Origin of the sequence: Kosakonia sp. PSU_27, assembly GCF_039409795.1 — a bacterium.
Lineage (GTDB): Bacteria > Pseudomonadota > Gammaproteobacteria > Enterobacterales > Enterobacteriaceae > Kosakonia.
The window spans coordinates 1-19,766 of the sequence record NZ_JBCIVK010000001.1; the positions used below are offsets into that span (position 1 = coordinate 1).

The 19,766-nt window shown below is 48.8% G+C and carries 19 protein-coding genes and 3 tRNA genes; 17 read left to right on the forward strand and 5 right to left on the reverse strand.

The window, feature by feature from the left end; translation table 11 throughout:
- The first annotated feature begins 141 nt into the window (after nucleotides 1-141).
- From AAIG26_RS00005 to sdiA, 8 genes are all read left to right on the forward strand, one after another.
- Nucleotides 142-3,465 (forward strand): tetratricopeptide repeat protein, encoded by a 3,324-nt coding sequence (locus AAIG26_RS00005; protein ID WP_343179317.1) that lies wholly within the window; start codon nucleotides 142-144, stop codon nucleotides 3,463-3,465.
- A 281-nt stretch (nucleotides 3,466-3,746) separates the two neighbouring features.
- Entirely contained in the window at nucleotides 3,747-4,466 is a 720-nt protein-coding gene (locus AAIG26_RS00010) for an RNA polymerase sigma factor FliA (RefSeq protein ID WP_007371523.1), read from the forward strand.
- Between the two features lie 62 nt (nucleotides 4,467-4,528).
- Nucleotides 4,529-5,080 (forward strand): flagella biosynthesis regulatory protein FliZ, encoded by a 552-nt coding sequence (gene fliZ / locus AAIG26_RS00015; protein ID WP_017458347.1) that lies wholly within the window; start codon nucleotides 4,529-4,531, stop codon nucleotides 5,078-5,080.
- Between the two features lie 83 nt (nucleotides 5,081-5,163).
- A complete protein-coding gene (gene tcyJ / locus AAIG26_RS00020) occupies nucleotides 5,164-5,964 on the forward strand; it encodes a cystine ABC transporter substrate-binding protein (RefSeq protein ID WP_017458346.1) in 801 nt (266 codons plus the stop codon).
- Between the two features lie 110 nt (nucleotides 5,965-6,074).
- The gene (dcyD, locus tag AAIG26_RS00025) at nucleotides 6,075-7,061 is read left to right on the forward strand and encodes a D-cysteine desulfhydrase (RefSeq protein WP_343179321.1); all 987 of its coding nucleotides are present in this window, start codon (nucleotides 6,075-6,077) and stop codon (nucleotides 7,059-7,061) included.
- Between the two features lie 21 nt (nucleotides 7,062-7,082).
- Entirely contained in the window at nucleotides 7,083-7,751 is a 669-nt protein-coding gene (gene tcyL, locus AAIG26_RS00030; RefSeq protein WP_020454172.1) for a cystine ABC transporter permease, read from the forward strand.
- The gene (gene tcyN, locus AAIG26_RS00035; protein WP_160269644.1) at nucleotides 7,748-8,500 is read left to right on the forward strand and encodes an L-cystine ABC transporter ATP-binding protein TcyN; all 753 of its coding nucleotides are present in this window, start codon (nucleotides 7,748-7,750) and stop codon (nucleotides 8,498-8,500) included. The genes tcyL and tcyN overlap by 4 nt, the downstream gene beginning before the upstream one ends.
- Nucleotides 8,501-8,785: 285 nt before the next feature.
- Nucleotides 8,786-9,508 (forward strand): transcriptional regulator SdiA, encoded by a 723-nt coding sequence (gene sdiA, locus AAIG26_RS00040; protein WP_020454170.1) that lies wholly within the window; start codon nucleotides 8,786-8,788, stop codon nucleotides 9,506-9,508.
- Nucleotides 9,509-9,575: 67 nt separating this feature from the next.
- Here the strand turns inward: sdiA and AAIG26_RS00045 are convergent, their stop codons facing one another.
- Nucleotides 9,576-9,800, reverse strand: coding sequence for a DUF2594 family protein (locus AAIG26_RS00045; protein WP_020454169.1), 225 nt, complete (start codon nucleotides 9,798-9,800; stop codon nucleotides 9,576-9,578).
- A 466-nt stretch (nucleotides 9,801-10,266) separates the two neighbouring features.
- Between AAIG26_RS00045 and uvrY the strand changes: the two genes are divergently transcribed.
- The 6 genes from uvrY to AAIG26_RS00075 all read left to right on the forward strand — a co-directional run bounded on the left by uvrY (nucleotide 10,267) and on the right by AAIG26_RS00075 (nucleotide 13,810).
- The gene (gene uvrY, locus AAIG26_RS00050; RefSeq protein ID WP_020454168.1) at nucleotides 10,267-10,923 is read left to right on the forward strand and encodes a UvrY/SirA/GacA family response regulator transcription factor; all 657 of its coding nucleotides are present in this window, start codon (nucleotides 10,267-10,269) and stop codon (nucleotides 10,921-10,923) included.
- Nucleotides 10,920-12,752, forward strand: coding sequence for an excinuclease ABC subunit UvrC (gene uvrC / locus AAIG26_RS00055; RefSeq protein WP_313626197.1), 1,833 nt, complete (start codon nucleotides 10,920-10,922; stop codon nucleotides 12,750-12,752). Before uvrY ends, uvrC begins: the two co-directional genes overlap by 4 nt.
- A 56-nt stretch (nucleotides 12,753-12,808) precedes the next feature.
- A complete protein-coding gene (pgsA, locus tag AAIG26_RS00060) occupies nucleotides 12,809-13,357 on the forward strand; it encodes a CDP-diacylglycerol--glycerol-3-phosphate 3-phosphatidyltransferase (RefSeq protein WP_017458337.1) in 549 nt (182 codons plus the stop codon).
- A gap of 149 nt (nucleotides 13,358-13,506) precedes the next feature.
- Nucleotides 13,507-13,582: transfer RNA gene (locus AAIG26_RS00065), tRNA-Gly, on the forward strand.
- Between the two features lie 54 nt (nucleotides 13,583-13,636).
- A tRNA-Cys gene (locus AAIG26_RS00070) sits at nucleotides 13,637-13,710 on the forward strand.
- 13 nt (nucleotides 13,711-13,723) lie between these two features.
- Nucleotides 13,724-13,810, forward strand: a tRNA-Leu gene (locus AAIG26_RS00075).
- A 393-nt stretch (nucleotides 13,811-14,203) separates the two neighbouring features.
- Here AAIG26_RS00075 and tyrP read toward each other — a convergent pair.
- Complete coding sequence (tyrP, locus tag AAIG26_RS00080; protein WP_045511397.1) at nucleotides 14,204-15,415, reverse strand: tyrosine transporter TyrP; 1,212 nt, start codon at nucleotides 15,413-15,415, stop codon at nucleotides 14,204-14,206.
- Nucleotides 15,416-15,451: 36 nt separating this feature from the next.
- Between tyrP and AAIG26_RS00085 the strand changes: the two genes are divergently transcribed.
- Together AAIG26_RS00085 and AAIG26_RS00090 are read left to right on the forward strand one after the other, a co-directional pair.
- Entirely contained in the window at nucleotides 15,452-15,943 is a 492-nt protein-coding gene (locus tag AAIG26_RS00085) for a hypothetical protein (protein ID WP_343179323.1), read from the forward strand.
- A 110-nt stretch (nucleotides 15,944-16,053) separates the two neighbouring features.
- Nucleotides 16,054-16,293 carry a YecH family metal-binding protein gene (locus tag AAIG26_RS00090; RefSeq protein ID WP_097405746.1) on the forward strand — a complete coding sequence of 80 codons (240 nt, stop codon included), beginning with the start codon at nucleotides 16,054-16,056 and terminating at the stop codon, nucleotides 16,291-16,293.
- 40 nt (nucleotides 16,294-16,333) lie between these two features.
- Here the strand turns inward: AAIG26_RS00090 and ftnA are convergent, their stop codons facing one another.
- Together ftnA and yecR are read right to left on the reverse strand one after the other, a co-directional pair.
- On the reverse strand, nucleotides 16,334-16,831 hold the full coding sequence (gene ftnA / locus AAIG26_RS00095) for a non-heme ferritin (protein ID WP_020454164.1): 498 nt from the start codon (nucleotides 16,829-16,831) through the stop codon (nucleotides 16,334-16,336).
- A 207-nt stretch (nucleotides 16,832-17,038) separates the two neighbouring features.
- Complete coding sequence (gene yecR / locus AAIG26_RS00100) at nucleotides 17,039-17,371, reverse strand: YecR family lipoprotein (RefSeq protein ID WP_343179325.1); 333 nt, start codon at nucleotides 17,369-17,371, stop codon at nucleotides 17,039-17,041.
- Between the two features lie 237 nt (nucleotides 17,372-17,608).
- On the opposite strand from yecR, the gene AAIG26_RS00105 reads away from it, so the two are divergent.
- The gene (locus AAIG26_RS00105; protein ID WP_017458331.1) at nucleotides 17,609-18,247 is read left to right on the forward strand and encodes an RpiB/LacA/LacB family sugar-phosphate isomerase; all 639 of its coding nucleotides are present in this window, start codon (nucleotides 17,609-17,611) and stop codon (nucleotides 18,245-18,247) included.
- Nucleotides 18,248-18,299: 52 nt separating this feature from the next.
- On the opposite strand, the gene AAIG26_RS00110 is transcribed toward AAIG26_RS00105, so the two are convergent.
- Nucleotides 18,300-19,724 (reverse strand): MFS transporter, encoded by a 1,425-nt coding sequence (locus AAIG26_RS00110; protein WP_097405748.1) that lies wholly within the window; start codon nucleotides 19,722-19,724, stop codon nucleotides 18,300-18,302.
- Nucleotides 19,725-19,766 lie beyond the last annotated feature (42 nt).

A 19,766-nucleotide genomic window follows, 5' to 3' on the forward strand; every position in this document is an offset into this window, starting at 1 on the left:
TTCACGTCGCAATCCTCATAAATAGCATCAAAAATAACGGGTATTTTGCCCGTTATTTCTTTTTGTATTGCCTACTCTTTCCTTATTACGGTGCATACGGTGCTTCTTCTGTATGCGTATCATCATAAAAGGATTACCGATATGAAATCCAAAGTTGCCAACAACGTTGCTGGCTCTGTCAATGCATTGACTTATAAGAAAAAAATCGAAGAAATTTTCGGTAGCTTAGATAATGAACCTACAAAGGCACTACAGCTTGCACAAAACTTAGCATCTCAAAATAGTAAGGACCCATTGACACTATTCCTTATTGGTCAAGCCTATTTTGCGTTAGGAAGCTATACACTTGCGGAACAAAGCTATAATGAAGCGCTTGCTCTTGATACTGGTTATATCAATGCACTCTACGCAAAAGTGGAATTGTTGTACCACACTGAGCGATATACAGAGGCTGAGCGTCTATTAAATGATATTCTCGCTTTTGTTAATAAGAGTGATGCAATTCGGTTTCGTTCTTTTCAGGCAACCGTTTTCCTTAAGCAAAAAAAATATGAAACGGCGGTTGCCGTTTACCAGAGATTGCTTATTGAAGAACCTGAAAATTGGCTACATTGGAATAACTTAGGCATGGTCTATCAAGATCTCAGCCTTTTTAATGAAATGGACGCAGCCTTCGATACCGCGTCGAAGCTAACGAAATATGACCCTCTTCCGTTCTTTAACCGAATTGTTGGAGCACATTACAATCCTCAACAAACGCCAGAAAATATTTTGGCTATCTGCAATGAATGGCAGAAAAAATTCAGACCTGGAAACTTTTGTCGAGCTAAACCGAAAAATAAAGAAAAAAATAGATGTTTGCGAATTGGCATGATTTCAGATGGATTACGCGGCCACCCTGTTGGCAATATGATCATACAAACTCTATCAAATATTTCTCCAGCTCAATTGGAGTTTTATGCTTACAGCACAAACTTTAAAAATGACCATACCACCAAGCGCATTAAAAGATTTTGTTCTAAGTGGACAGTTGTTGCAAACTATTCAGCAGAGAAGCTTGATAGCATAATTAGAGAAGATGAAATAGATATATTGCTGGATTTGAGCGGCTACAATTCAAATAGTCGCATGCGTACACTTCAATTGGCGCCAGCGCCTATCCTGGTAAAATGGGTGGGCGGCCTGATTAGTAGTACTGGCCTCAAGACCATAGATTATCTAATCAGCGATAATATCGAAACGCCTGAAGGTAGTGATAAATATTATACAGAAAAGCTTATCAGAATGCCGAACGATTATATTTGTTACGATCCACCGCTTTATTTACCTCCTCTGAGTGATAATCCTGTTAAGAGTAAGGGGTATATCACTTTCGGCTGCTTTAATAACGCCACTAAAATCAATGAGGTACTGTTGCGGCAATGGTCAGTTATTATGCATGCAGTTCCGGACTCTAGGCTTTTTTTGAAAAGCTTCAACTTTGAGAATGAAGGCTTGCAAGAACGTGTGCTTTCCCAGCTTGAAATGAACGGAATTTCACGCGATCGCGTGCGTATTGAAGGCCGTTCTCCACATAAAGAACTGCTGGCTTGTTATAACGATGTTGATATCGCTCTTGATCCGTGGCCATATTCAGGTGGATTGACAACGTGTGAAGCGATGATCATGGGAGTGCCTGTGGTCACGCTTCCAGGCCCAACATTTGCGGGACGCCATTCAGCAACACATCTTACAAATGCTGGCATGAATGAGCTTGTTGCAGAAAATTGGGAACAATATATAAATATTGTTGTGGGACTGACACAGGATTTGTCGAGCCTGACAATAATTCGTCAGCATCTGCGTGAAATTTTACTTAATTCCCCTGTATGTGATGGTAAAAAATTCGCTCTGCATTTTTCTCATGCCATGCGCGCTATCTGGCAAAGATACTGTGACGGGAAAGCGGCTGAAGCACTCACTTTAAGTGATAACACTGGGCCACAATTTTGTGACGAACCTGAGCCTGTAATGCTACAGCAACCGGAGGCTATTTCAGAGATACGACAAAAAGATGATAGCGAAGAGTTTAATTTTCATCTAAGCGGCAAAATTATTACTGTCGATTATGGTGCGGAATTTGTTAAAAGTGAGTTATTTCTTTCTCTTCTTTCTACTGACGCGCTCCAGTCCATTATTATGGATATTGTTGGAAATGTGCGTGAAGATGAACTCCCAGTCCGTAAAAATAATGTCTTACACACTAAACTGTTTATCTTCGGTGACGGTGAACCCGCGAATGTACATCTCTGTCTTGATCCGGCTTACAGCAGTGATTTAAAACCGAGAACAGAGTTTGGCGGGCAAAAAGTTATTACTGAAGTACTCGCCCATACTGAGAAGTTGGACGAAATTGAAAGCTTACAAAGAATAGAATGGCTTATACTTGATAATCGCTTTGATTTGCGCAAGTTATTCATGTACGGCACGAATAAAATTAGAGAGTGTCTGGTCTTAGATATCCGTACGACATTTAAACCGACACATGAGGGCCAAATGTTTTATGAAGAAATTCATTCCGTATTACATGGGATGGGTTTTGTTTTCCAAAGCTTCACTAATATTGAGTATGGAGATCCGGACAGTGAATCAACGAATGATATGTTATTACCGGCTCACATGGTTGCGGCAAATATGCTATTCATCCCATGCGAGAAAAGGCTCGCATCGCTTTCAGCAGATCTGAGGGAAAAAATTTGCTTTATCATGCATATGGCTTACAAGAGATCTGATGTAACGCATTCGATATTACTCATGAATGATGAAGATCGGGCATCGCGATACTTGGATGCGATCGAGTCGCAGAATGAGACTGCACTCGTGGGACCTAATGCCAACGAACCAGATGCTATTATTCCGGAAATACCTCGAATGTCTCTCGTTGAAAGGAGTACATTTGAAAAATATCTTAAAAAAACGAAAAGTTATTTTGAGTTCGGTAGTGGTGGGTCGACAAAATTAGCGATCAGACATGGTGTCGAAGTTTACGGTGTTGAAAGTGACAAGTTTTGGGTAGAGACCTTGCGCAAAGAGGCTGGAAAGCTGTGTAAAGTAGATTATGTTGATATTGGACCTACTAAAGACTGGGGTTATCCGATTGATGAAACGGAGAAAGATAAGTTCCCTCATTATAGCGAAGCCATTTTGCGCTTTGAAAATGGGTTTGATTTGATTCTTATTGACGGCCGTTTCCGTGTGGCGTGTACATTAAATGCGATTAAACATACTCTAAAATACCAGAAAAATATAAGAAAGACTTTTATTCTCATTCATGATTTTTGGAATCGGCCAAGTTACCACGATGTATTAAGGTTCCTTGACGTTGTGGAACGTTCTGAAAGTCTCGGTGTTTTTAAACTCAAGAAAAATATTGATTTAAAAAAACTTGCAGAAAAAATTGAAGAGCATAAGTATGTCACGATATAGCTTCTTGCCTCTATGAGCTTTTACTAAAAATGTCCCCTTTTTTTAAGCGGGACATTTTCTAAAGAAAAAGTTACTGAATCAAAAAAAGATGGTTCCCAAGGGCAACAACATGATTTTATTAAGGAAAGTGGATGTGACTTGAATGCTTTTTCGATTGACAGCACGGGTTTGATATCTAACCAGCAAAATAACCCCCCATTTCACCCACTATTCATCCGATTAAAACCACTCCAGAATCGGATAATCGTGCCGATAACTCAATTAACGCAGGGCTGTTTATCGTGAATTCACTCTATACCGCTGAAGGTGTAATGGATAAACACTCGCTGTGGCAGCGTTATGTACCTCTTGTGCGTCACGAAGCATTGCGCCTGCAGGTGCGTTTGCCGGCGAGTGTGGAACTGGACGACCTGCTACAGGCGGGCGGTATCGGTTTACTGAATGCAGTAGACCGATATGACGCTCTGCAAGGAACGGCATTTACCACTTACGCAGTACAGCGTATTCGTGGGGCGATGCTGGACGAATTGCGCAGCCGCGATTGGGTGCCGCGCAGCGTTCGGCGTAATGCCCGCGAAGTGGCGCAGGCAATGGGGCAACTTGAGCAAGAACTGGGACGTAACGCGACGGAAACAGAAGTGTCGCAGCGTCTTGGAATTCCTGTAGAGGAATACCGTCAGATGCTGCTCGATACCAATAACAGCCAGCTTTTCTCCTATGATGAATGGCGGGAAGAGCATGGCGACAGTATCGAGCTGGTCACTGACGATCATCAACAGGAAAACCCGTTATTCCAGTTAATGGAAAGTAATTTACGTCACCGGGTCATGGAAGCGATTGAATCGCTGCCGGAACGTGAACAACTTGTCCTGACATTGTACTACCAGGAGGAACTCAATCTGAAAGAGATTGGCGCCGTTCTGGAAGTCGGGGAATCGCGAGTCAGCCAGCTCCATAGCCAGGCCATTAAGCGCTTACGTACCAAGCTGGGTAAGTTATAGGTCGGTGATTCTGCATCACTCCTGGTAAATGCCGTACAACGCATTGACAACCAGGAGTTATCATGACGGTGCAGCAACCTAAAAGACGGCCTCTAAGCCGCTACCTTAAAGACTTTAAACACAGCCAGACGCATTGCGCACACTGCCACAAGCTGCTTGATCGCATCACGCTGGTACGCCGGGGCGAGATCGTGAATAAAATCGCGATTTCGCGTCTGGATATGCTGTTGGATGAAGCGGCCTGGCAACAAGAGCAAAAAGAGTGGGTCGCACTCTGTCGTTTTTGCGGCGATCTGCACTGCAAAGAGCAGAGCGATTTCTTCGATATCATCGGTTTTAAACAATATCTCTTCGAACAAACCGAAATGAGCCACGGTACGGTGCGCGAGTATGTCGTGCGTTTGCGCCGCCTCGGCAACCATCTCACTGAACTTAATATTTCCCGACAGCTGCTTGAAGAAGGGTTCCTCGACGAAAATCTGGAACCGTGGTTACCTGCGACCAGCACCAATAATTATCGGATTGCCTTGCGCAAATATGCGCAGTTTAAAACCCAGATGCGTTTTGCCTCCGTGCAAAAAATCGCTGTAGGTGCAACATCTGATTTATATTAAAAAGGAATAAGATGTAGCCGAGTTGTGCTTGTACTTAGCGTCAGGCACCTTACACTACAGCCAATTTCTTTATCGGGGTAACTATGAAACTAGCACTTTTGGGACGTCAGGCGCTGATGGGTGTGATGGCCGTCGCGCTGGTAGCAGGTATGAGCGTGAAAACATTCGCGGCGGAAAACCTGCTCAATAAAGTCAAAGAGCGTGGCACGCTGTTGGTGGGTCTGGAAGGCACGTATCCGCCGTTTAGTTTCCAGGGCGACGATGGCAAGCTTACTGGTTTTGAAGTGGAATTCGCCGAAGCGTTGGCGCAGCATCTTGGCGTAAAAGCATCCCTGAAACCCACCAAATGGGACGGCATGCTGGCATCGCTGGATTCTAAACGCATCGACGTGGTGATTAACCAGGTCACCATCTCCGATGAGCGCAAGAAAAAGTATGATTTCTCCACGCCCTATACCGTTTCTGGTATCCAGGCGCTGGTGAAAAAAGGGAACGAAGCGGGCATCAAATCCGCCGCGGACCTGAAAGGCAAGAAAGTGGGCGTGGGTCTCGGCACTAACTATGAAGAGTGGCTGCGTAAGAACGTGCAGGGCGTTGATATTCGCACCTATGATGATGACCCGACAAAATATCAGGATCTGCGCGTTGGCCGTATTGACGCCATCCTGGTCGATCGTCTGGCCGCGCTGGATCTGGTGAAGAAAACCAAAGATACGCTGGCGGTAGCGGGAGATGCGTTCTCGCGTCAGGAATCCGGCGTTGCGCTGCGTAAAGGTAATGACGATTTGCTGAAAGCTATCGACGCAGCCATTGCCGAGATGCAAAAAGACGGCACCATGAAAACGCTGTCGGAAAAATGGTTTGGCGCGGATGTGACGAAGTAATCGTTGCCCGCTAAAAAAAAGGCGCTTAATCAAGCGCCTTTTTTATTTGATCGCTTTTAGTGTGCATAATAAAAAGCAGTTGCTAACGTTACCCGGTCTTCGGAGGTTTTATGCCCTTGCACAATGTGACCCGCTTTCCGCGCCTGGAGTTGATTGGTGCGCCCACGCCGCTGGAATATTTGCCGCGGCTTTCCGATTACCTGGGGCGAGAAATTTTTATTAAACGCGATGATGTCACGCCGGTGGCGATGGGCGGCAATAAGCTGCGCAAGCTCGAGTTTCTGGCGGCGGATGCGCTGCGCGAGGGCGCTGATACGCTGATTACCGCCGGGGCGATTCAGTCCAATCACGTTCGTCAGACGGCGGCCGTGGCGGCTAAATTAGGCCTGCACTGTGTTGCGCTATTAGAAAACCCAATTGGCACCACAGCAGAAAACTACCTCACCAATGGCAACCGCTTGCTGCTGGATCTGTTCAATGCGCAGATCGAAATGTGCGATGCGCTGACGGATCCCACTGCGCAACTGGAGGAACTGGCGACGCGTATAGAAGCGCAGGGTTTTCGCCCTTATGTGATCCCGGTTGGTGGCTCAAACGCGCTGGGCGCAATGGGGTATGTGGAAAGTGCGCTGGAAATCGCCCGGCAATGCGAAGGTGCGGTGGCCCTTTCGTCGGTGGTGGTGGCTTCCGGCAGTGCCGGTACGCACGCCGGGCTGGCGGTCGGGCTTGAGCAACTGATGCCGGAGGTGGAGCTGATTGGCGTGACGGTTTCGCGTAGCGTTGCGGATCAGAAACCGAAAGTGGTGAAGCTGCAACAGGCGATTGCGCGAGAACTCGAATTGCAGGCCAATGCCGATATTCTGTTGTGGGATGATTACTTCGCGCCAGGCTACGGCACGCCGAATGATGAAGGAATGGAAGCGGTCAAATTGCTTGCCCGTCTGGAAGGCATTTTGCTCGATCCGGTTTATACCGGCAAAGCGATGGCCGGGTTACTGGATGGTATTGAACAGAATCGCTTTAAAGATAACGGGCCAATCCTGTTTATCCATACGGGCGGCGCACCGGCGCTGTTTGCCTATCACCCCCATATTTAATTCCCAGGCAGAGCAAAAATAATGCAAGAGAGTCTACAACTGGTTATCGACTCCGCGCCTTACCTGTTAAAGGGCGCGGTATTTACACTGCAACTCAGTATTGGCGGGATGTTTTTTGGTTTACTGCTGGGCTTTCTGCTGGCGCTGATGCGCATGTCGTCGTTCTTACCTGTGCGCTGGCTGGCGCGTTTTTACATTTCGATTTTTCGCGGTACGCCGCTTATCGCCCAGTTATTTATGATCTACTACGGTCTGCCGCAGTTTGGTATTGAGCTGGATCCTATTCCGTCGGCGATGATTGGTCTGTCACTTAATACGGCGGCCTACGCAGCGGAGACGTTGCGCGCGGCGATTTCGTCTATCGATAAAGGGCAGTGGGAGGCGGCGGCCAGTATAGGCATGACGCCGTGGCAAACGCTGCGTCGCGCGATTCTGCCGCAGGCCGCGCGTGTCGCGCTGCCACCGTTGAGCAACAGTTTTATTAGCCTGGTGAAAGATACGTCACTGGCAGCCACTATCCAGGTGCCGGAACTGTTCCGTCAGGCGCAGTTAATCACCTCCCGTACGCTGGAAGTGTTCACTATGTACCTTGCGGCGTCGCTGATTTACTGGGTAATGGCGACGGTGCTTTCTTCGCTGCAAAACTATTTCGAAAACCAGCTTAATCGTCAGGAGCGTGATCCGAAATGAGTGCTATCGACGTGAAAAACCTGGTGAAAAAATTCCACGGCCAGACGGTGTTGCACGGTATCGATCTTGAGGTGCAACAGGGCGAAGTGGTGGCGATTATTGGCCCGAGCGGCTCCGGTAAAACCACCTTGTTGCGCAGTATTAACCTGCTTGAACAGCCGGAGAACGGCACAATCCGCGTGGGCGATATCACCATTGATACCGCGCGATCGCTGAGCCAGCAGAAAAGTGCTATCCGCCAGTTACGCCAGCATGTCGGGTTTGTCTTTCAGAACTTCAATCTGTTCCCGCACCGGACAGTGCTGGAGAACATTATTGAAGGGCCGGTGATCGTGAAAGGCGAGCCCAAAGACGAGGCGGTCGCGCGGGCGCGCGAACTGCTGGTAAAAGTGGGGCTGAGTGGCAAAGAGAATCGCTACCCGCGGCGCTTGTCCGGCGGGCAGCAGCAGCGTGTGGCGATAGCCCGCGCGCTGGCGATGCGTCCGGATGTGATCCTCTTCGACGAGCCGACATCCGCGCTCGATCCTGAGCTGGTGGGTGAAGTGCTTAATGCCATTCGCCAGCTGGCGCAGGAAAAACGCACGATGGTGATTGTCACGCATGAGATGAGCTTTGCACGTGACGTGGCGGACAGGGCAATATTTATGGATCAGGGGCGCATTGTGGAACAAGGACCCGCGAAAGCGCTGTTTGCCAACCCGCAGCAACCGCGTACGCGCCAGTTTCTGGAAAAATTCCTCATGCAGTAATGCCTTCGCGGTTCAGCGCCCATTGCGGCTGAATCGCGTTAATTTCACTTTAGTTAAAGTTCGCTGGTTTTATTACGTACAAATTTTGCAGGGATATTTCCCGGTTTTCTGTTGTGCGCCTGAAACGTCAGGCCGTTATTCCCTCCTGAAGATACCGTTAACGTTGGCGTTAAACGCAACTTATTTCCGGCGGTATCGATATTTTATATTTATAATTAAGTTTTATGTGTTAGTTTATTGTATACAAAATAATGATTATTAAAACCAGGGGTATTACCGGTCGGTATGCAGGATACAGAATTCTTTACCTGGCGTCGTGACATGATGTCGCGGTTCCAGGAGATGACAACATCCCAGGATGTTTATTCCGAATTACAGCGGCAGACACAGCTGCTGGAATTTGATTATTTTTCGCTTTGCGTTCGTCACCCGGTGCCTTTTACCCGGCCGAAGTTGAGCGTTGAAACCTCTTATCCACAAGCGTGGATGCAGCATTATCAGGCAGAGAATTACTTTGCTATTGACCCGGTGCTGAAGGCTGAAAACTTCATTCAGGGACATCTTCCCTGGAATGACAAACTCTTTCGCGATGCCACGGTATTGTGGGATGCCGCACGGGATCACGGATTGCGTAAAGGTATTTCGCAGTGCCTGATGTTGCCCAATCATGCGATGGGCTTTTTGTCCGTGTCGCGTACCAGTCTGTTTGGCAAAATGATGTCGGATGATGAAATTGAATTGCGCCTGCAGACGTTGGTGCAGTTAAGCCTGCTGGCATTAACGCGTCTGGAAGATCAGATGGTGCTGGCGCCTGAAATGAAATTCAGTAAGCGTGAACGTGAAATTCTCAAGTGGACGGCGGAAGGTAAAACATCTGCAGAGATCGCGATGATTTTATCCATCTCCGAAAACACCGTTAATTTTCATCAAAAAAATATGCAGAAGAAATTTAACGCGCCGAACAAAACACAGATCGCATGCTACGCAGCGGCGACAGGGATGATTTAAATGTCCCTTATGTTTTGCCCGGCAAAGATAGCCAGCTGACAAACTTATTTTGGCAGCCGGTTATTATTTACTGGCGATAGGCTTGTTTAATTTGCTTAACAGTACCGGAAAATACCGTCGCCTGAGCTTCGTCTTCCATTTGTTCGATTTGCTTTTCCATTTTAAGGATAACGCGTCCGGCGTCTGCCTGGCCCATGGCCTGCAGCATCAGCGTAATCATTGATTTCAGGCAGGAGACTTCCAGCGCCAGTTCCTTTGCATTATCAGCAGTGGAAAAATCAGGTGTGCTCAATTTATTTTCCTCGTTACGGTGTCGCACAGGTGCGCGACGGACACTGTCAAAGCGGCGGAGTATACCATAATGATGGCAAAAGAAAGCAGTGGTTGTTTTTTGATCATTCTTTTCAGTTTATTAAATTAAACCTGACGGTAATTAACGGTACTGCGTTTAATTGTCGAAGAATATATGTTTAAGCAAGGTTTAGAGGCAGTTAATTGTTGTTACATGCAAAGCGTGCTAATAATCATACATGCAAAGACAATTTTCGAGTAACTTTTTGAAAAGCACGGCTAAAACTTTTTTAGCGCTGCGCTTTAAAAGATCGCGGGACTTTCCACACGCTGTATAACTTAATTTCCAAAAACGCGAACAAAATCGAAAGTTACTGGTTTTTTAACCTTTCACTGTTAGATGAAAAAAAGTTAATATACCTTGAATTAGGCTTTTGTCGCGTTATCCCTATTCCGGAGATACTCCATTGATCAACGTACTACTTGTTGATGACCATGAACTGGTGCGCGCAGGGATACGACGCATTCTTGAAGACATTAAGGGCATAAAAGTTATCGGTGAGGTCAACTGTGGGGAAGATGCCATTAAATGGTGTCGCGCCAATACGGTTGATGTCGTTCTGATGGATATGAACATGCCTGGTATCGGCGGCCTTGAAGCGACGCGGAAAATCGCGCGTGGTAATGCTGATACCAAAGTGATTATGCTTACTGTCCACACTGAAAACCCACTGCCCGCGAAAGTGATGCAGGCAGGCGCAGCGGGCTACCTCAGCAAAGGCGCTGCGCCGCAGGAAATGGTGAACGCTATCCGCTCTGTGCAGTCTGGTCAGCGCTATATCGCTTCCGACATTGCTCAGCAAATGGCGCTTAGCCAAATCGAACCCGAAAAAACGGACTCGCCGTTCGACAGTTTGTCTGAACGTGAATTGCAGATTATGCTGATGATCACCAAAGGCCAGAAGGTCAATGAGATCTCAGAACAGCTACATCTGAGCCCAAAAACGGTGAATAGCTACCGCTATCGTATGTTCAGCAAATTGAACATTCACGGCGACGTCGAACTGACGCACCTCGCTATTCGCCACGGGTTGTGCAATGCGGAGACGTTAATAAGTCAGTGACTGAAGTTTTTGATTCGAAAGCATTTCTCAAAACGGTTACCAGTAAACCCGGCGTCTATCGTATGTATGATGCCGGCGGCACTGTTATCTATGTCGGTAAAGCGAAAGACCTGAAAAAACGGCTTTCCAGCTATTTTCGCAGCAACCTTGCCTCGCGCAAAACGGAAGCGCTGGTTGCACAGATCAAACAGATTGATGTCACCGTTACCCATACGGAAACCGAAGCGCTGTTGCTTGAGCATAACTACATCAAGCTCTACCAGCCCCGGTATAACGTGCTGCTGCGTGACGATAAATCCTACCCGTTTATTTTTCTCAGCGGTGATACGCATCCTCGTCTTTCCATGCATCGCGGTGCGAAGCATGCCAAAGGGGAGTACTTTGGGCCTTTCCCGAACGGTTATGCTGTGCGCGAGACGCTGGCGCTGCTGCAGAAAATTTTCCCTGTTCGCCAGTGTGAGAACAGCGTCTATCGCAACCGCTCACGCCCCTGCCTGCAATACCAGATTGGTCGCTGCCTTGGGCCGTGTGTCGCCGGGTTGGTCAGCGAAGAGGAATATGCGCAGCAGGTTGACTATGTGCGCCTCTTTCTTGCCGGTAAAGATGACCAGGTACTGACTCAGCTTATCGCGCGTATGGAAAAAGCCAGCCAGGCGCTGGAGTTTGAAGAAGCGGCACGTATCCGCGACCAGATTCAGGCCGTACGCCGCGTGACGGAAAAACAGTTTGTTTCTAATACTGGCGATGATTTAGACGTTATTGGCGTGGCTTTTGATGCCGGAATGGCCTGCGTGCATGTGCTGTTTATCCGGCAGGGAAAAGTGCTCGGTAGTCGCAGCTATTTCCCGAAAGTGCCAGGCGGGACGGAGCTTGGCGAAGTAGTGGAGACCTTTGTTGGTCAGTTCTACTTGCAGGGGAGCCAGATGCGTACCTTGCCGGGTGAAATTTTGCTCGATTTCAATTTGAGCGATAAAACGCTGCTGAGCGACTCGCTTTCCGAACTCGCTGGCCGGCGGGTGAATGTGCAAACCAAACCGCGCGGTGATCGTGCGCGTTACCTTAAGCTGGCGCGTACCAACGCCGCTACGGCGCTGACAACCAAACTTTCTCAGCAATCCACGGTTCACCAGCGGCTTGCTGCGCTGGCCAGCGTGCTTAAGCTGCCGGAAGTGAAGCGCATGGAGTGTTTCGACATCAGCCATACGATGGGGGAGCAAACCGTGGCCTCATGCGTCGTATTTGATGCCAATGGGCCGTTGCGTGCGGAGTATCGACGCTACAACATCAGTGGTATCACGCCGGGTGATGACTACGCGGCGATGAATCAGGTGCTGCGTCGCCGCTACGGTAAAGCGATCGAAGAGAGCAAAATCCCCGATGTGATCCTTATTGATGGTGGTAAAGGGCAATTAGGGCAGGCGAAAGCCGTTTTTGCCGAACTGGATGTGGCGTGGAATAAAAATAAACCGTTGCTGCTGGGTGTGGCGAAAGGGGCCGATCGTAAAGCGGGTCTGGAAACGTTGTTCTTTGAGCCGGAGGGGGAGGGTTTTAGCCTGCCGCCGGATTCACCAGCACTGCACGTTATCCAGCATATTCGCGATGAGTCACACGATCACGCCATCAGTGGACACCGGAAAAAACGCGCGAAAGTGAAAAACACCAGTTCACTGGAGACCATTGAAGGTGTCGGGCCGAAGCGACGTCAGATGTTGTTAAAATATATGGGCGGTTTACAAGGTCTACTCAATGCAAGTATTGATGAAATCTCAAAAGTGCCGGGGATCTCGCAAGGACTGGCAGAAAAGATCTACTACTCGTTGAAACATTAAGGGCTCTGTAGCACCATAGAGCGAATATTTACGGACAACAGACAGTTAACGCCACTATGCGATTTAATATCCCTACGTTGCTTACCCTATTTCGCGTCATCCTGATCCCGTTTTTCGTGCTGGCGTTTTATCTTCCCTTTCCGTGGGCGCCGTTTGTTTGTGCGCTAATTTTCTGTTGTGCTGCGGTAACCGACTGGTTTGACGGTTTTCTGGCGCGTCGCTGGAATCAAAGTACCCGTTTTGGTGCCTTCCTCGATCCTGTTGCTGACAAAGTGCTGGTTGCGATTGCGATGGTGCTGGTCGCAGAACACTACCACAGCTGGTGGGTGACGCTGCCGGCGGCAACGATGATCGCGCGGGAGATCATTATCTCTGCGTTGCGTGAATGGATGGCGGAAATGGGTAAGCGCAGCCGTGTGGCCGTTTCGTGGATTGGTAAAGTCAAAACCACGTCGCAGATGGTCGCGCTGGTATGGCTCCTCTGGCGTCCGAATATCTGGGTTGAATATGCCGGCATTGCGCTGTTTTTCGTTGCCGCAGTATTAACGCTGTGGTCAATGCTGCAATACCTCAATGCTGCGCGTGGCGATCTGCTTGAACCGTGATCGTTTCGTCGCAATTTTCAGCAAACGATCCGGGTTTTGAAAAATATCGTTGACTCAGTGCGTCAGGTAAGTAGAATGCAACGCATCGGAAGGCAGCGCAGCTCGCCAGATGATTGTAAAATCAAGAGATTACAAGAAATGTTGATAATGCGGGAATAGCTCAGTTGGTAGAGCACGACCTTGCCAAGGTCGGGGTCGCGAGTTCGAGTCTCGTTTCCCGCTCCAGTTTAACGCATCGGCTATATTAGCGGGTGCGGGTTGCAAAACCTGTAGTATTCAGGCGCGTTAGCAAAGCGGTTATGTAGCGGATTGCAAATCCGTCTAGTCCGGTTCGACTCCGGAACGCGCCTCCAATTTCCTTCCCGAGCCCGGATGGTGGAATCGGTAGACACAAGGGATTTAAAATCCCTCGGCGTTCGCGCTGTGCGGGTTCAAGTCCCGCTCCGGGTACCATGGGAAAACAAGAATAAAATCAATGATAAGCAGTGTCGTGAAACCGCCCTTAAAGGCGGTTTTTTTATGCCTGTATTTCATGTTCCATAATATCGTTTCGTAATATTTTTACCCGTTCAACGATGGGAGCGACAGCAACCTTGCGGCCATAATGCGCAGTTTGTACAACTCTTCTATGCCCTGAAATTTCCTTCTTTCATTTCACGTTCCCTGCATAGCGGTGTCATAACTCATGCATTTGCTGACGCGTGTAAGCTTACCTGTGCTTGTGCGCTGGCAATCATCTGCCTGGAATGTTGTAGAGAGTGAACAAAATGCTGACCCCTTAATGAAGGGAAGAGCGGTGTGAGTATGTGCATTGAACATGCCAGCACTCACACCTGATGGCGGTGATTAACCCACTTCCGGGAGCAACCCGGCGACGATAGAGAACTGAATAACAATAATCGCGACACCGCAGGCAAAAATCAGACACAGCGCCGGTTTGCCGCCGAGTACGCGATAACCGCTTTGCGAATGATGCTTACGGCTTTGCCATGCCAGCATTGAAGGCAACAACAGCGCCAGCACGGAAAGAGCAACGCCGGCATAGCCCAACGCCATTACAAAGCCACGCGGGTAAAACAGCGCAAACGCCAGCGGTGGCAGAAACGTGATAGCGCCTGTCTGTAAACGTCCTGCGACATTGTTGCGGCGCTGGAACAAATCGGCAAGGTAATCAAAGAGACCGAGCGATACACCAAGGAAAGAGGTTGCAAGCGCCAGGTCGGCAAACAGATGTACCGCTAACTCAACGTGTGGTGATGCCACCACTTCGCGTAATGCCTGCAACAGACCATTAAGCCCGGCCTGGCTGGCCAGCAGCCCGGTGAAGGTCTGGGAATCAATACTGCCAAGCGTCGCCAGTTGCCAGAAAATATAGGCTACCAGCGGGATGGCGCTGCCGGTAATAAACACCCCGCGCAGTTTACGAATATTGCCGCCCATATAACTGACGATGCTGGGGACGCTGCCGTGAAAACCAAATGAGGTGAAAATGACCGGTATGGCGGACAGCGCCAGACCTTTTTCCAGCGGCATGGTCAGCAAATTAGCCTTATGAATATGCGGCATCAGCAGCGCCAGCATCACTACCAGGAACAACAGTTTGGCGCTGAACAGAAAACGGTTAAACAGATCGACCAGTGAGGTTCCTGCGCACACAACGCCGCCGGCAACAAAAGTGAACAGTAACACACCAGCCGTGGGCGAAAGCGAAATGTTAAGCCACGCGCTGATGCTTGCGGCCAGCAATTCACCTGCGCCACTGATATATGCCGCCGTCAGCGCATACATCAAAAACATCATACTAAAGCCTGTCACCCACTGACCATATTTCCCCAGATAACGCCGGGCCAGCGATCCAAGTCCGGTATCTGCCGGGACATGCTGATAAACCTCCAGCAGAAGAAGGGCGGTGTAACACATCACGGCCCATAAAGTGAAAAGTAAAACAAAAGTGGTTGCAAAACCTACGCCTGCCGCTGCCAGCGGCATTGCCAGCATTCCCGCGCCGATGGTGGTTCCGGCGACGATAAAAACACTACCCAGTGTTCGATTCTTCACGCTTTCCTCTGTAATAAAACACACTGCCAGCTCAAGATGCGGCGCAGAGTAAGACAATTCAGTGATTTCGTCAAACAACCGTTACATGGGCTGTATTTATTTCTTTACGACAACCTTCTTTCGGACACCAGCGAAGAAAAATTGCCAGATTTGCCTACTTCATCAGGAAGACGTTTTTACGCGGCAATCCGGCGTAACCTAAAAAATATTCTTAACCCTCAACATATTGAGGGCGGGCAATGCCGGGTAATAATCCCTTTACAACGCGATGGTCGCGCAGCGGAAACCTGCTTGGTCATGGTCACTGACAAATTCACTGGTTTGGAGCCAGAGATAGCATTGGCAGAATCTCGCCAGCAAAAGGATAGGGGGACGAGGGAAATCCGTCCGATCATTGACCCGGCCTTTGTTCAAGGCTTGCCGAAAGAAGAGTGGATTATTGACAACGTCGACTGGCTGACCGGGTTGTTTTTGAAAACGGCATCCTGCGGGAAACGGCAAATTATCGCTACTTTAAATCTACCGTGAATAAGCAGGACTGGCGCTGCACCAGCGGTGTCGGATGCATGTAAACCTGTTTTAGCGCAACATCCACAGTAAATGTTGAGTTTATGATGCATCTTTTTCGGGGAGGAGCTATGACATCCATTCACGGTCATGAAGTGTTGAATATGATGATTGAAACAGGAGAGCGCTATTCAAACGAGAGTCTGACGGCAGCAATTATTCAGCGGTTTGGCGAAACGGCGCGTTTTCATACCTGCTCAGCGGAAGGAATGACGGCGGCTGAACTGGTCGCATTTCTGGCATCACGCGGAAAGTTTATTCCGGCGGAAGAGGGATTTTCTACTCACGAAAGTAAAATCTGCAGGCATTAATAAAAAAGGCGGTAAAGAATATTCTTTACCGCCGGTAATATTAGTTTTGTGTGTCCAGCGTCGCCAGTTCTTTATCGATGAAATAAAGACCTTCGCCGCTTTTACCTGCCAGTGTTAATTTATCAATCACTGATTTGAACAGTTTTTCTTCTTCATGCTGTTCCGCCACATACCATTGCAGGAAATTAAATGTTGGATAATCCTGAGTGGTCATCGCAACATGTGCCAGCTCGTTAATTTTCTGCGTGATCAGTTGTTCATGTTCGTACGTTGCGCGAAACAGAACATCGAGTGAAGCATACTCAGCAACCGGCGATTCAATGGCATTGATACGTGGCAGGCTGCCGGTATCAGTCAGGTAATCAAACAGGCGCTGCATATGCGTCATCTCTTCCTGCGCGTGGCGGCGCAGGAACGCGGCCGCACCCTCAAAACTATGGTAGCTGCACCATGCGCTCATCTGCTGATAGAGCAGGGAAGAAAACAGTTCCAGATTCATTTGTTCATTTAATTTTTCGATCATCTCTGCTTTTAACATGGCGCGGCTCCATAAATATAATTATCAGGCGAAAGGAGCGCTCACTATAATTTGTTATTTAATTATTTGCAAAAGGTAAAATAAAAAATAAATGCATTAAGAAGATAATGAGAATAACACGCATTGCCGGCAATTAATTAAATGAATGAGAATTGTTTTTATTTTTAATAAAAAGATAAGCCAGTAGAATTATACTGGCTTAAGAATTTACCAGGTCGGTTTGGTTTGCGTAAAAGCCACACCACGGCACTGGTACTGAATAGTTACTTTCGTATTCATACAGACCGAGCCGCTAATCAGGCTACAGGTTTGCACCGGCTGACCGTAAGGCACTGCGGTGGCATACCCCATCTGTTGGCACTGTTTATTAGCAGTCCCCTGCGCGGTATAGGTGTCGTATTTTGCAGTTTGCATCATCGACTGGTTATAGCTCAGGCGTACCAGACCGCTAATGGTATCCACGCTACTGATCTCCGCTTCTTTCGTCATCGTGCATCCCGCGAGCAGGAGCAGCGAGGCGGCTACAACTATTCTCTTCATGAAATCACTCTGTTTCATTTTGGCATGATCTCATCTTATCGCGTTGATTTGCAGGCAATCGACAGAATAACCCGCCGAACAGCCTCTACTAATCGCGACGGCAATGCGCGAAGAGCAAAAACTGTGAGCCTGCTTCTGATTTTTAAAACCATTTTTCATTAAATTTGAAAGTATGTTTGTCAGGTAGTAAGGTTTACCCAACCTTTGCTATCTGAAGCATGTTACAGGAGATCAAAAATGAAAATTGCACTGATGATGGAAAACAGCCAGGCGGCGAAAAACGCCATCATCCTCAAAGAGCTGAAGACGGTTGCCGATGAGAAAGATTTCCCGGTTTTTAACGTCGGGATGAGCGATGAGAACGACCACCATCTGACCTATATCCACCTTGGTATTATGGCCAGTATTTTGTTGAATGCCAAAGCAGTGGATTTCGTGGTAACCGGCTGTGGCACTGGCCAGGGCGCGCTGATGTCACTGAATATTCACCCGGGTGTGGTGTGCGGTTACTGTATCGATCCGGCGGATGCTTTCCTGTTCGCGCAAATCAACAACGGTAACGCACTGGCACTGCCGTTCGCCAAAGGTTTTGGCTGGGGCGCAGAACTGAACGTGCGCTTTATCTTTGAGAAAGCCTTTACTGGTCGTAAAGGGGAAGGTTACCCGCCGGAGCGCAAAGAACCGCAGGTGCGCAACGCGGGAATTCTGAACCAGGTGAAAGCGGCGGTGGTAAAAGAGAACTATCTCGATACGCTGCGCGCTATCGACCGTGAGCTGGTGAAAACCGCCGTTTCTGGTGAACGTTTCCAGAAATGTTTCTTTGAAAACTGCCAGAATAAAGAGATTGAAGCCTTCGTTCGCGAAGTCCTCGCCTGATAATAAAAAGCCGCAACAGATGTTGCGGCTTTTATCTTTTTCCTTTCCTGCATCAGGCTTTCTGTTTACGTGACACGGCGCTACCCGCATCCTTTGTTAGCCGCAGGGTATCAATCATGCCCACCAGACAAATCAGCGCAATAAACACAAACGCCAGCCGAAAGCTGATCCCCTCAATGGCGGTTATTTGTAACCACGTACTGACATGCTCACCAATGCGAATACCAATCGCCCCCAGTGTAATGCCTAAGCCCACCGCCAATTGTGTCGCCGTGCTGAATAACGTGTTGGCATAACTCATTTGCGGCGACGGTACATCGGCAAATGCCAGCGTACTGACGCCGGTGAACTGCACCGAACGGAACACGCCGCCGAGATAGAGGATCACAAATGTCAGCCACTCCGGAGTATGCGCAGTCAGTAATGCGCAGGCCAGCAGCGCCAGCACATTGAGCGCGCCATTGATTAACAGTAGCTTTTTGAAACCCAGCCAGCGGATAAGCGGTGTAGTGGCAGGCTTGATGGAAAGATTACCGGCAAACACCGCCAGCACTAACAACCCGGCGTGGAACGGATCCATGCCGAATCCGACCTGAAACAGCAGCGGCAACAGAAATGGCACGGCGCTAATGGAGGCGCGAAACAGTGAACCGCCATACATGGTTACGCGAAATGTCGGCACTTTCATGGCGTCGAGGCGGATCATCGGCCATTTTGCGCGCTGAAAATGGCGCAGGGTAACAGCAAGTGTTAACGCGCCGAGTGCCAGCAAACCCAACGTTAGCGTACCTTGCGGATGTTCAGAACCTAACGCCTCCATAGCGTACACCAGGCTGACCATCGCCACAGAAGTGGCAATAAAACCCGGCAAGTCGAATGGACGGCGCTCCTCCTCGCGGATATTGGGGATAATGCGTAACGCCAGCGCAATCGCCAGCAGGCCCAGCGGCACATTAATAAAGAAGATCCAGCGCCAGTTGGCATAGTGGGTAATAAAACCGCCGAGCGGTGGACCAATAATGGGCGCGACCAGCGCGGGCCAGGTCAGCGTGGCGATAGCGGTAATGAGCTGGTGTTTCGGCGTGGTGCGCAACACCGCAAGACGGCCGACCGGCACCATTAACGCACCGCCGATGCCTTGTAAAATTCGCATCGAAACAAACATATCAACGCTGGTCGAAAGCCCGCAAAGCACCGAGGCGAGGGTAAAGATCGCCAGTGCCAGTGAGAAAACATTGCGCGCACCAAAGCGGTCGGCAATCCAGCCACTGGCGGGGATCAGCACTGCAAGTGTGATCAAATAGGCACTGATGCCAATATTGAGCGCGACGGCTTCCACCCCGAAGGTTTTCGCCATATCCGGCAACGCCGTGGCGATCACTGTGCCGTCGATAAACTCCATAAAGAAAGCGCCGGCTACCAGTAGCGCTGCGGGAGAAAGACCTCCTGTCTTTCGCGAAAGGGTGCTTTCACTCATTGTTGGGATGCCATTTGCAAAAATAATTGAAGATGCTAAAAA